Below are 12,890 nucleotides of genomic sequence, written 5' to 3'. Positions count from 1 at the left end.
GGTTCAAATTTAAATGAGCGCGTTTCAATAAAGTTAAAATTGCCTCTTTGGGAGTAAACGAGTCATTTGTGCAAGGTTACATGTTTGAAATGTTATTTCTGTAACGTTGTTAAAATGTGCAGTGTTTACTGATTTCAATCAAAACCTGTATGGACATAAGGTGAATACTTTGTTACTTTAGCGTCACGAATATGAAATTGGTAAGACCAATTTACTCCGGGCGAATGGTAGAGACAGGGAACAATGGCCTACAGCAAAATCCGCCAGCCAAAACTATCCGATGTGATTGAGCAGCAACTGGAGTTTTTGATTCTTGAGGGGACCTTGCGCCCCGGTGAAAAATTGCCTCCAGAACGCGAACTGGCCAAACAGTTCGATGTTTCACGTCCTTCACTGCGTGAGGCCATCCAGCGCCTCGAAGCGAAAGGGCTTCTGCTGCGTCGTCAGGGTGGCGGTACGTTTGTTCAAAGCAGCCTCTGGCAGAGCTTCAGCGATCCGCTCGTTGAGTTGCTCTCCGACCATCCCGAATCCCAATTTGATTTGCTTGAGACGCGTCACGCACTGGAAGGCATTGCCGCTTATTACGCCGCATTACGCAGCACGGACGAAGACAAGGTACGCATTGGCGAACTGCATCAGGCGATTGAACTGGCGCAGCAGTCCGGCGACCTCGACGCGGAATCGAACGCTGTCGTGCAATATCAAATCGCTGTAACCGAAGCGGCACATAATGTTGTGCTTTTACACCTGCTTCGTTGCATGGAACCTATGTTGGCACAGAATGTTCGTGAGAATTTCGAATTGCTCTACGCGCGCCGCGAGATGCTGCCGCTGGTGAGTAAGCATCGCAGCAGTATCTTTGCAGCCATTATGGCGGGCGAACCTGAAGAAGCGCGTGAAGCCTCTCATCGCCACCTGGCTTTTATCGAAGAGATCCTGCTGGACCGCAGCCGTGAGCAGAGCCGTCGTGAACGCTCGCTCCGTCGGCTGGAACAGAGAAAGAATTAGCATTTTCTGGTGGAGTTTGTGCCGGAAGAGTTGTAACCAGAGCGCCAAAAATTTAGAGCGCGGCAACTAAACGCAGAACCTGTCTTATTGCTCTTTTAGTTGTTCAAAATAATTCGGGTTGTATCGTGGCGGCAAATGCGCGAGGCGCCAGCAGCATAGTGAACTATGTGGCTGGTGCGAGGAAGCGCAGCCAACAACGAGACAACCTGAGGTATGAAGAACAAAGAGGGCAATGGGACAGGTTCCAGATAACTCAACGTATTAGATAGATAAGGAATACCCCCCATGTCAGAACGTTTCCAAAATGACGTGGATCCGATTGAAACTCGCGACTGGCTACAGGCGATCGAATCGGTAATCCGTGAAGAAGGTGTTGAGCGTGCTCAGTATCTGATTGACCAGCTGCTTTCCGAAGCCCGCAAAGGGGGCGTGAAAGTTGCCGCTGGTACCGGAGCTAGCAACTATGTCAACACTATTGCCGTTGAAGACGAACCGGAATACCCGGGTAATCTGGAGCTGGAACGTCGTATTCGCTCGGCAATTCGCTGGAACGCTATCATGACGGTTCTGCGCGCTTCCAAGAAAGACCTCGAACTGGGCGGCCACATGGCGTCCTTCCAGTCTTCCGCAACTGTCTACGAAGTGTGCTTTAACCATTTCTTCCGTGCAGCCAACGAGAAAGACGGCGGCGATCTGGTGTACTTCCAGGGCCACATCTCTCCGGGCATCTATGCACGTGCCTTCCTGGAAGGTCGTCTGACTGAAGAGCAGATGAACAACTTCCGTCAGGAAGTTCATGGCAAAGGCCTGTCTTCTTATCCGCACCCGAAACTGATGCCGGAATTCTGGCAGTTCCCGACCGTATCCATGGGTCTGGGCCCTATCGGTGCGATCTATCAGGCAAAATTCCTGAAATATCTGGAACACCGTGGCCTGAAAGATACCTCTGAGCAGACCGTTTACGCCTTCCTGGGCGACGGTGAAATGGACGAGCCGGAATCTAAAGGCGCGATCACCATCGCTACCCGTGAGAAGCTGGACAACCTGTGCTTCATCATCAACTGTAACCTGCAGCGTCTTGATGGCCCGGTAACCGGTAACGGCAAGATCATCAACGAACTGGAAGGCATCTTCGCAGGTGCTGGCTGGAACGTGATCAAAGTGATGTGGGGCGGTCGTTGGGATGAGCTGCTGCGTAAAGATACCAGCGGTAAACTGATTCAACTGATGAACGAAACCGTTGACGGCGACTATCAGACCTTTAAATCCAAAGATGGCGCCTACGTCCGTGAGCATTTCTTCGGTAAATACCCGGAAACTGCTGCACTGGTTGCCGACTGGACTGACGAGCAGATCTGGGCCCTGAACCGTGGTGGTCACGATCCGAAGAAAGTCTACGCTGCACTGAAAAAAGCGCGTGAAACCAAAGGTAAAGCGACTGTAATCCTGGCCCACACCATCAAAGGTTACGGCATGGGCGATACCGCTGAAGGTAAAAACATCGCGCACCAGGTTAAGAAAATGAACATGGACGGCGTGCGTTATATCCGCGACCGTTTCAACGTTCCAGTAACCGATGAGCAGGTTGAAAACCTGTCTTACCTGACCTTCCCGGAAGGTTCTGAAGAGTATAAGTACCTGCACGAACGTCGTCAGGCGCTGAAAGGCTACCTGCCTGCTCGTCAGCCTAAATTCACCGAGAAGCTGGAACTGCCTGCGCTGGAAGATTTCTCCCAACTGCTGGAAGAGCAGAATAAAGAGATTTCTACCACTATCGCCTTCGTTCGTGCCCTGAACGTGATGCTCAAGAACAAGTCTATCAAAGATCGTCTGGTTCCAATCATCGCTGACGAAGCACGTACCTTCGGTATGGAAGGTCTGTTCCGTCAGATTGGTATCTACAGCCCGAACGGCCAGCAGTACACCCCGCAGGACCGTGAGCAGGTTGCTTACTACAAAGAAGACGAAAAAGGCCAGATTCTGCAGGAAGGTATTAACGAGCTGGGCGCTGGCGCATCCTGGCTGGCTGCTGCGACCTCTTATAGCACCAACAACCTGCCGATGATCCCGTTCTACATCTATTACTCCATGTTCGGGTTCCAGCGTATCGGTGACCTGTGCTGGCAGGCTGGCGACCAACAGGCGCGCGGCTTCCTGGTAGGTGGTACTTCCGGTCGTACGACCCTGAACGGCGAAGGTCTGCAGCACGAAGATGGTCACAGCCACATTCAGTCTCTGACTATCCCGAACTGTATCTCTTACGATCCGTCTTACGCGTACGAAGTGGCGGTCATCATGCATGATGGTCTGACCCGTATGTACGGTGAAGCGCAAGAGAACGTGTACTACTACATCACCACGCTGAACGAAAACTACCATATGCCGGCAATGCCAGCAGGTGCCGAGGAAGGTATCCGTAAAGGTATCTACAAACTCGAAACTCTGGAAGGTAGCAAAGGTAAAGTTCAGCTGTTGGGCTCCGGTTCTATCCTGCGTCACGTGCGTGAAGCGGCACAGATCCTGGCGAAAGACTACGGCGTTGGTTCTGACGTTTATAGCGTCACTTCCTTCACTGAACTGGCGCGTGATGGCCAGGATTGTGAGCGCTGGAACATGCTGCACCCGCTGGAAACCCCGCGCGTTCCGTACATCGCTCAGGTGATGAACGATGCGCCGGCTGTGGCATCTACTGACTATATGAAACTGTTCGCAGAGCAGGTTCGTACTTATGTACCGGCTGATGATTACCGTGTACTGGGTACCGACGGCTTCGGCCGCTCTGACAGCCGTGAAAACCTGCGTCACCACTTCGAAGTTGATGCTTCTTATGTGGTTGTAGCAGCACTGGGCGAACTGGCTAAACGTGGCGAAATCGATAAGAAAGTGGTTGCGGAAGCAATTACCAAATTCAACATCGATGCAGAAAAAGTTAACCCGCGTCTGGCGTAAGAGGTAAAAAGATAATGGCTATCGAAATCAACGTACCGGACATCGGGGCTGATGAAGTTGAAATCACCGAGATCCTGGTCAAAGTGGGCGACAAAGTTGAAGCAGAACAGTCGCTGATCACCGTAGAAGGCGACAAAGCCTCTATGGAAGTCCCGTCTCCGCAGGCTGGCGTCGTCAAAGAAATTAAAGTTTCTGTTGGCGACAAAACCGAGACCGGCAAACTGATTATGATTTTCGATTCCGCCGACGGTGCAGCAGCCGCTGCACCTGCCAAGGCAGAAGAGAAGAAAGAAGCGGCTCCGGCAGCAGCACCTGCAGCCGCGAGTGCGAAAGAAGTTCACGTACCGGATATCGGCGGCGATGAAGTTGAAGTCACTGAAATCATGGTTAAACCAGGCGACACCGTTGCCGCTGAGCAATCTCTGATCACCGTTGAAGGCGATAAAGCCTCTATGGAAGTTCCGGCACCGTTCGCGGGCGTCGTGAAAGAGATCAAAATCAGCACTGGTGACAAAGTGTCTACCGGTTCCCTGATCATGGTCTTCGAAGTGGCGGGTGCTGCACCTGCTGCCGCGCCTGCACAGGCGGCTCCGGCTCAGGCCGCGGCTCCTGCTGCTGCGGCTGGCGCAAAAGACGTTAACGTACCGGATATCGGCGGTGACGAAGTTGAAGTGACCGAAGTGATGGTGAAAGTGGGCGATAAAGTTGCCGCTGAGCAGTCACTGATCACCGTTGAAGGCGACAAGGCTTCCATGGAAGTGCCGGCGCCGTTCGCAGGTACCGTTAAAGAGATCAAAATCAGCACTGGCGACAAAGTGTCTACCGGCTCCCTGATCATGGTCTTCGAAGTGGAAGGCGCTGCGCCTGCGGCGGCTCCGGCTGCTGCACCAGCCGCCGCTGCCCCGGCTCCGGCCGCTCAGGCTGCTAAACCTGTTGCTGCTCCTGCGGCGAAAGCAGAAGGCAAATCTGAGTTTGCTGAAAACGACGCTTATATTCACGCGACTCCGCTGATCCGCCGCCTGGCGCGCGAATTCGGTGTGAACCTGGCGAAAGTGAAGGGGACTGGCCGTAAAGGTCGTATCCTGCGCGAAGACGTTCAGACTTACGTGAAAGAGGCTATCAAGCGCGCAGAAGCTGCTCCTGCTGCTGCGACTGGTGGCGGTCTGCCTGGCATGCTGCCGTGGCCGAAAGTTGATTTCAGCAAGTTTGGTGAAATCGAAGAAGTGGAACTGGGTCGTATCCAGAAAATCTCTGGTGCTAACCTGAGCCGTAACTGGGTGATGATCCCGCACGTTACGCACTTCGACAAAACCGATATCACCGATCTGGAAGCGTTCCGTAAACAGCAGAACGCCGAAGCTGAGAAACGTAAACTGGACGTGAAATTCACCCCGGTTGTCTTCATCATGAAAGCCGTTGCTGCTGCGCTGGAACAGATGCCGCGCTTCAACAGCTCTCTGTCCGAAGACGGTCAGCGTCTGACCCTGAAAAAATATATCAACATCGGTGTTGCGGTTGATACTCCGAACGGTCTGGTTGTTCCGGTCTTTAAAGACGTGAACAAGAAGAGCATCACTGAGCTGTCTCGTGAGCTGACCGTGATCTCCAAAAAAGCGCGTGATGGCAAGCTGACTGCTGGCGAAATGCAGGGCGGTTGCTTCACCATCTCCAGCATCGGTGGCCTGGGTACAACCCACTTCGCCCCGATTGTTAACGCGCCGGAAGTGGCTATTCTGGGTGTCTCCAAGTCTGCGATGGAGCCGGTCTGGAACGGTAAAGAGTTCGTTCCGCGTCTGATGATGCCGATCTCTCTGTCCTTCGACCACCGCGTGATTGACGGTGCTGATGGTGCTCGCTTCATTACCATCATCAACAACATGCTGTCAGACATCCGTCGTCTGGTGATGTAATCGAAAAGCCGGCCTGACGGCCGGCTTTTTCCTTTTAACCTCATAATGTCTGTGAGGTTATTAGCGAAACGAGAATTCGTGAGCCGTTTGTTGTTTCAAAATTGTTAACATTTTTGTAAACTGCGGGCGGATAGAACGTCCCGGTGGATAAAGGGCGACAAGTACCTGACTGCCGGAAATCAATAAGAGGTCATGATGAGTACTGAAATCAAAACTCAGGTCGTGGTACTTGGGGCAGGCCCGGCAGGTTACTCTGCTGCCTTCCGTTGCGCTGATTTAGGTCTGGAAACCGTCATCGTAGAACGTTACAACACCCTCGGCGGTGTTTGTCTGAACGTCGGTTGTATCCCTTCTAAAGCGCTGCTGCACGTAGCGAAAGTTATTGAAGAAGCTAAAGCGCTGGCGACTCACGGTATCGTATTTGGTGAGCCGCAGACTGATATCGATAAAATCCGTACCTGGAAAGAGAAAGTTATCACTCAACTGACCGGCGGCCTGGCAGGCATGGCGAAAGGTCGTAAAGTTAAAGTGGTCAACGGTCTGGGTAAATTCACCGGTGCGAACACCCTGGAAGTTGAAGGCGAAAACGGCAAAACCGTGATCAATTTCGACAACGCCATCATCGCAGCGGGTTCCCGTCCGATCGAACTGCCGTTTATTCCGCATGAAGATCCGCGCGTATGGGACTCCACCGATGCACTGGAGCTGAAAACCGTTCCTAAACGTCTGCTGGTTATGGGCGGCGGTATCATCGGCCTGGAAATGGGTACCGTTTACCATGCGCTGGGTTCACAGATTGACGTGGTTGAAATGTTCGACCAGGTTATCCCGGCTGCCGATAAAGACATCGTGAAAGTCTTCACCAAACGCATCAGCCAGAAATTCAACCTGATGCTGGAAACCAAAGTGACTGCCGTTGAAGCGAAAGAAGACGGTATTTACGTTTCCATGGAAGGCAAAAAAGCGCCTGCCGAAGCACAGCGTTATGATGCAGTGCTGGTCGCTATCGGTCGTGTACCGAACGGTAAACTGCTGGACGCAGGCCAGGCGGGTGTTGAAGTTGACGAGCGTGGCTTTATCCGCGTTGACAAACAACTGCGTACCAACGTACCGCACATCTATGCTATCGGCGATATCGTCGGTCAGCCGATGCTGGCGCACAAAGGTGTTCATGAAGGTCACGTTGCTGCCGAAGTTATCGCTGGCAAAAAACACTACTTCGATCCGAAAGTTATCCCGTCTATCGCATACACCGAGCCAGAAGTTGCATGGGTTGGTCTGACTGAGAAAGAAGCGAAAGAGAAAGGCATCAGCTACGAAACCGCCACCTTCCCGTGGGCTGCTTCTGGCCGTGCTATTGCTTCTGACTGCGCAGACGGTATGACCAAACTGATTTTCGACAAAGAGACTCACCGCGTCATCGGTGGTGCGATTGTCGGTACCAACGGCGGCGAGCTGCTGGGTGAAATCGGTCTGGCTATCGAAATGGGCTGTGACGCAGAGGACATCGCGCTGACTATCCACGCGCACCCGACGCTGCACGAGTCTGTTGGTCTGGCTGCCGAAGTGTTCGAAGGTAGCATCACCGACCTGCCGAACCCGAAAGCGAAGAAAAAATAATTTCGCTTCATACTAAGCGCCTCTTCGGAGGCGTTTTTTTTGCCTGTCTTTCGCGAATAAATTCATAATTTCTCCATTTTGGTATAAATAATGCGCGCGATCTGCCGATGTATATAGTCCACACCTTATCGATGGGAGAGGGAGTTTCATCGTCATGATCACTGGCATCAACAACAAGACGTTTCTGACCACGCTGTCGCATCTGGCTTCCTCTGTCGGGAACTCCTCACCGACAGTAAAATCCAACGGCACGGCGCTGCCCGCTGCGGCATCTGCCTCTGCGAAGGTGATTTTTGGCAGTCAGACGGCAGAAATTGCCGCCGTGTACTCCATGTCGCCAACCAAAATCAGCGATGCTGCGAAAGCATCAACGCAAGCGGATAGTGCGCTTTCGGGCCTGATGCAACTTGGGTTGAGCAGTGAAGGCGTATCCTCGCTAAGCGGGCTGGGGGGGTTACTCCTCAGTAACTACGCCGATAATCAGGGCGATGTGAGTCAGGCGCTGACCAGCCTCGGGCTGGACACCAACACGAATTTCCCAACCAAATCTGCCGTGTCGCTGAATATCACGACGCAATCGGGTTCTGTTGTACATCTGAATCTGACGCGTCAGAGTGATGGTATTGCGGTAGAGCTCACGACCGAAGGCGGCAAAGCCAGCGATGACGAAGCGGCAGAAATCGCAAAATTGGGAAATGCCTTCCAGTCTGCGCTTAACGGTCTGAGCGAGAAGCCCCCGAGAATGGACGTTTCCGGCCTGACGCAGTTTGACAGCTCACTCATCAAATCCGTCGATCTGAAAACTGACCTCAGCCGTGGCGATCTGTCGCAGCAATCCCTTAACTTCCATGCTGACGATAAAGAACGCTGGATTGGTTATCAGGACAATAATTTCTCGCTGAAAATGACCAGCGATACGTCTAATCCGTCTCTGGTGGGCACTGCGGCTGAACAACAGGCGGCATTAAACGCCTGGGATAGCAAGTTTGATAAAGCGCGTCGTGATGGTCATGGCGATAGCGATCAAATGGCGATGCTTAAGACTGCGTTCCATGCGCTGAATAAGACGCAGCCAAAAGAGAGCAGCAAGGCGAGCTCACCGAGCGCTATCCAGATGGGCGGTGACGGCAAGGTACAGGTCCGTGGTCTGAATGATTTCTCTCTGTCGCTGACAGAAACGGAGAAAGCCATCAACCCGTATCGTATGGATGAGAAAGAGAGCTTCGCGTACCAGGCATCGCAATCGACACAAGAAAGTACGTCGCATGATGGTTCGCTAAGCGTTAAGCAGACGCTGCATACGCATCTGACCGCGTCCTGGTATCAGGCGCTGGATCCGGCCACGCCGCTTTCACTTAACTCGAGCAAAAATTCACAGAATTATCTGTACCATACGGTAGATAATGAAGAAACCAACGCCACCACCTTCAATTACAATGCGAAAGGCCTCCTCACCAGTATTGGTAACCATACGCAGGTGAATAATGTCGAAACGGTGCGTAAGTATGTTTTGGGCGAACTGGTGGATAAAACCATCACCCCAGAAAAGTATGAGCGCAACAACTTACTCGCTATGCCCAAAGACAAGTAACGTTTCTTCTGATACGGCCCTGCGGGGCCGTATTGCGTGGTTTCTACCGTTTTTTCTCTGTCTTTAAAAGACGATTTCCTCTGCTTTATCCTGCCCTTAACGATTCAGCCAATTTTTAATGTTGCTTTTTTGTAAACAGATTAACACCCCCTGAAAATCCTGCTATCCTGCCCGTTGCGGTATTGCGGATTTACCCTACAAACTGCTGTCTCACAGGAGCGTGAAGAGAATCGCCTGCCGCATTATGACAATGAGAGCGAGGAGAACCGTCGTGCTAGTAGAATACCGTAAGCACGTAGCCGAACGTGCCGCTGAGGGAATTGCGCCAAAACCGCTAGATGCAACCCAGATGGCAGCACTTGTTGAGCTGCTGAAAAACCCGCCTGCTGGCGAAGAAGATTTCCTGTTAGACCTCCTGACCAACCGTGTCCCGCCGGGCGTTGATGAAGCTGCCTATGTAAAAGCGGGTTTCCTTGCTGCGATTACCAAAGGTGAAGCCACTTCTCCGCTGGTTACCCCGGAAAAAGCCATCGAATTGCTGGGTACCATGCAGGGTGGTTACAACATTCATCCGCTGATTGACGCGCTGGATAACGATAAACTGGCGCCCGGTGCTGCGAAAGCGCTCTCCCACACCCTGCTGATGTTCGATAATTTCTACGACGTAGAAGAAAAAGCGAAGGCGGGCAATGCATACGCGCAGCAGGTACTGAAATCCTGGGCCGATGCTGAGTGGTTCCTGAGCCGTCCGGCGCTGGCGGAAAAAATTACCGTTACCGTCTTCAAAGTGACCGGTGAAACCAACACCGATGACCTGTCTCCGGCACCGGATGCCTGGTCGCGCCCGGATATCCCGCTGCATGCACTGGCGATGCTGAAAAACGCCCGTGAAGGTATCGAGCCGGATCAGCCAGGCGCTGTCGGCCCGATCAAACAGATCGAAGCCCTGCAACAGAAAGGTTTCCCGCTGGCCTATGTCGGTGACGTTGTGGGTACCGGTTCTTCCCGTAAGTCCGCCACCAACTCCGTGCTGTGGTTTATGGGGGATGACATCCCTCATGTGCCGAACAAACGCGGCGGTGGCCTGGTGCTGGGCGGTAAAATTGCGCCGATCTTCTTCAACACGATGGAAGATGCGGGCGCACTGCCGATTGAAGTGGACGTGAATAACCTGAATATGGGCGACGTGATCGACGTTTACCCGTTCAAAGGTGAAGTACGCAACCACGACACCAACGAACTGCTGGCCACTTTCGAACTGAAAACCGACGTGCTGATCGACGAAGTGCGTGCCGGTGGCCGTATTCCGCTGATTATCGGCCGTGGTTTGACGACCAAAGCGCGTGAAGCGCTGGGTCTGCCGCACAGCGATGTCTTCCGTCAGGCGAAAGACGTGGCGGAAAGCAGCCGCGGTTATTCACTGGCACAGAAAATGGTCGGTCGCGCCTGCGGCGTTGCGGGTATCCGTCCGGGTGCTTACTGCGAGCCGAAGATGACCTCTGTAGGTTCTCAGGATACCACCGGTCCGATGACCCGTGATGAACTGAAAGACCTGGCGTGCCTGGGCTTCTCTGCCGACCTGGTGATGCAGTCCTTCTGCCACACGGCGGCCTATCCGAAGCCGGTTGACGTGACCACGCACCACACGCTGCCGGACTTCATTATGAACCGTGGCGGTGTATCGCTGCGTCCGGGCGATGGCGTTATTCACTCCTGGCTGAACCGTATGCTGCTGCCCGATACCGTAGGTACCGGTGGTGACTCCCATACCCGTTTCCCGATCGGCATCTCCTTCCCGGCAGGTTCTGGCCTGGTGGCGTTTGCTGCGGCGACCGGCGTGATGCCGCTCGACATGCCGGAATCTGTTCTGGTGCGCTTTAAAGGCAAAATGCAGCCGGGCATCACCCTGCGTGACCTCGTGCATGCGATTCCGCTGTACGCCATCAAACAGGGCCTGCTGACCGTTGAGAAGAAAGGCAAGAAAAACATCTTCTCTGGCCGTATCCTGGAGATTGAAGGTCTGCCGGATCTGAAAGTTGAGCAGGCATTTGAGCTGACCGATGCCTCTGCTGAACGTTCTGCTGCGGGCTGTACCATCAAGCTGAACAAAGACCCGATCATCGAGTACCTGAACTCCAACATCGTTCTGCTCAAGTGGATGATCGCAGAAGGCTACGGCGATCGTCGTACGCTGGAACGTCGCATTCAGGGCATGGAAAAATGGCTGGCGGATCCGCAACTGCTCGAAGCCGATGCGGATGCAGAATACGCGGCCGTGATCGACATCGATCTGGCAGAAATCAAAGAGCCGATTCTCTGTGCGCCTAACGATCCGGATGACGCACGTCTGCTTTCTGATGTTCAGGGCGCGCAGATCGATGAAGTTTTCATCGGTTCCTGCATGACCAACATCGGCCACTTCCGTGCTGCCGGTAAACTGCTGGATGCCCACAAAGGCCAGTTGCCGACCCGCCTGTGGGTTGCGCCGCCGACCCGTATGGATGCCGCGCAGTTGACCGAAGAGGGCTACTACAGCGTGTTTGGTAAGAGCGGTGCGCGTATTGAGATCCCGGGTTGCTCCCTGTGTATGGGTAACCAGGCGCGCGTAGCGGACGGTGCGACGGTGGTCTCCACCTCGACCCGTAACTTCCCGAACCGTTTAGGTACCGGTGCAAATGTTTATCTGGCGTCTGCTGAACTGGCGGCGGTGGCTTCTCTGCTCGGCAAACTGCCGACGCCGGAAGAGTACCAGACCTATATTGCTCAGGTTGATAAGACGGCGGTGGATACCTACCGTTATCTGAACTTCGACCAGTTGAACCAGTATACGGACAAAGCTGACGGCGTGATTTTCCAGACAGCGGTGTAAGGGGTTCCCCTCACCCTAACTCTCTTCCTAAAAAGTGAAGGGACTATCCAGACCACCCTTTCCCTGTAGGAGAGGGGCTGGGGGTGAGGGCATCAGACCGCACCATATTCCAAAGCGGAGATCTTCTCCGCTTTTTTATTGCTTCCTTCCCGCCGTTATGCTTTTTTTCTTCCGTTGTGCTGCGATAATTACCTTATGGGCTGACGATAAGCCTGCATGAGGAAGAGATTATGGATTACGAATTTTTGCGTGATATTACCGGTGGGGTAAAAGTACGCATGTCGATGGGCCACGAAGCTGTCGGGCACTGGTTTAATGAAGAAGTGAAAGATAACCTGGCCCTGCTTGATGAAGTGGAACAGGCGGCGCATACCGTGAAAGGCAGCGAGCGTTCCTGGCAGCGCGCCGGGCATGAATATACGCTGTGGATGGATGGCGAAGAGGTCATGGTGCGCGCCAACCAACTGGAATTCTCAGGTGATGAGATGGAAGAAGGGATGAGCTATTACGACGAAGAGAGTCTGTCGATGTGCGGCGTGGAAGACTTTCTCAATGTGGTAGCGGCATACCGCGAATTCCTTAAACAGCGTTAATTTTCCCCCTTGTTTCACCGGGGCCGGTCTTCCGCAATGTCGGGAACCGGCGCTCTGTCCTTACAAATGCGCGTAGTGAAAAACCTCAGCTGTTTTTCATATTTCCCTTTGTCGAATTTTTACGCTGGAATGGTCTTCCGGACACCTTACGGAGACTGAGATGAAAGCGTTTATTTCCCGTTATTTTTTGCGCAGTTCAGCGCGCGCTCAGCGCCATGATGCGGAACATAACAGCAGACGAATGATGGAATCGCTGCTCGCCGTTGCCAGCCTGTACGGTGTTGATGTCGCCAACGTGGACGTGGAGTGGTTCCATGACCAAACAACACGCTGAACATCGCGCGACCCGC

At 53.3% G+C, this 12,890-nt stretch carries 8 protein-coding genes; all 8 read left to right on the top strand.

Going from position 1 to position 12,890, the window contains the following annotated elements:
• Nucleotides 1-243: 243 nt before the first annotated feature.
• The 8 genes from pdhR to C5523_RS27510 all read left to right on the top strand — a co-directional run bounded on the left by pdhR (nucleotide 244) and on the right by C5523_RS27510 (nucleotide 12,874).
• The gene (gene pdhR, locus C5523_RS22790; protein WP_039078390.1) at nucleotides 244-1,008 is read left to right on the top strand and encodes a pyruvate dehydrogenase complex transcriptional repressor PdhR; all 765 of its coding nucleotides are present in this window, start codon (nucleotides 244-246) and stop codon (nucleotides 1,006-1,008) included.
• 285 nt (nucleotides 1,009-1,293) lie between these two features.
• Entirely contained in the window at nucleotides 1,294-3,957 is a 2,664-nt protein-coding gene (aceE, locus tag C5523_RS22780) for a pyruvate dehydrogenase (acetyl-transferring), homodimeric type (RefSeq protein ID WP_039078391.1), read from the top strand.
• 14 nt (nucleotides 3,958-3,971) lie between these two features.
• A complete protein-coding gene (gene aceF, locus C5523_RS22775) occupies nucleotides 3,972-5,867 on the top strand; it encodes a pyruvate dehydrogenase complex dihydrolipoyllysine-residue acetyltransferase (RefSeq protein WP_108702024.1) in 1,896 nt (631 codons plus the stop codon).
• A gap of 195 nt (nucleotides 5,868-6,062) precedes the next feature.
• Nucleotides 6,063-7,487, top strand: a complete 1,425-nt coding sequence (lpdA, locus tag C5523_RS22770) for a dihydrolipoyl dehydrogenase (RefSeq protein ID WP_039078471.1) — start codon at nucleotides 6,063-6,065, stop codon at nucleotides 7,485-7,487.
• Between the two features lie 154 nt (nucleotides 7,488-7,641).
• Complete coding sequence (locus tag C5523_RS22765; protein WP_082027069.1) at nucleotides 7,642-9,078, top strand: hypothetical protein; 1,437 nt, start codon at nucleotides 7,642-7,644, stop codon at nucleotides 9,076-9,078.
• Between the two features lie 271 nt (nucleotides 9,079-9,349).
• On the top strand, nucleotides 9,350-11,947 hold the full coding sequence (gene acnB, locus C5523_RS22755; RefSeq protein WP_107224042.1) for a bifunctional aconitate hydratase 2/2-methylisocitrate dehydratase: 2,598 nt from the start codon (nucleotides 9,350-9,352) through the stop codon (nucleotides 11,945-11,947).
• A gap of 230 nt (nucleotides 11,948-12,177) precedes the next feature.
• The gene (gene yacL, locus C5523_RS22750; RefSeq protein ID WP_039078394.1) at nucleotides 12,178-12,540 is read left to right on the top strand and encodes a protein YacL; all 363 of its coding nucleotides are present in this window, start codon (nucleotides 12,178-12,180) and stop codon (nucleotides 12,538-12,540) included.
• Nucleotides 12,541-12,700: 160 nt separating this feature from the next.
• Entirely contained in the window at nucleotides 12,701-12,874 is a 174-nt protein-coding gene (locus C5523_RS27510; protein WP_165159226.1) for a hypothetical protein, read from the top strand.
• Nucleotides 12,875-12,890 lie beyond the last annotated feature (16 nt).

Origin of the sequence: Phytobacter sp. SCO41 (assembly GCF_003073275.1) — a bacterium.
Classification (GTDB): domain Bacteria; phylum Pseudomonadota; class Gammaproteobacteria; order Enterobacterales; family Enterobacteriaceae; genus Phytobacter; species Phytobacter diazotrophicus.
This window is presented reverse-complemented; position numbering and strand designations above follow the sequence as displayed.

Excerpts from the sequence above, each read along its gene's own strand:
- pdhR (WP_039078390.1), top strand. The coding sequence starts at position 244 with ATGGCCTACAGCAAAATCCGCCAGCCAAAACTATCCGATGTGATTGAG.
- aceE (WP_039078391.1), top strand. The coding sequence starts at position 1,294 with ATGTCAGAACGTTTCCAAAATGACGTGGATCCGATTGAAACTCGCGAC.
- aceF (WP_108702024.1), top strand. The coding sequence starts at position 3,972 with ATGGCTATCGAAATCAACGTACCGGACATCGGGGCTGATGAAGTTGAA.
- lpdA (WP_039078471.1), top strand. The coding sequence starts at position 6,063 with ATGAGTACTGAAATCAAAACTCAGGTCGTGGTACTTGGGGCAGGCCCG.
- C5523_RS22765 (WP_082027069.1), top strand. The coding sequence starts at position 7,642 with ATGATCACTGGCATCAACAACAAGACGTTTCTGACCACGCTGTCGCAT.
- yacL (WP_039078394.1), top strand. The coding sequence starts at position 12,178 with ATGGATTACGAATTTTTGCGTGATATTACCGGTGGGGTAAAAGTACGC.
- C5523_RS27510 (WP_165159226.1), top strand. The coding sequence starts at position 12,701 with ATGAAAGCGTTTATTTCCCGTTATTTTTTGCGCAGTTCAGCGCGCGCT.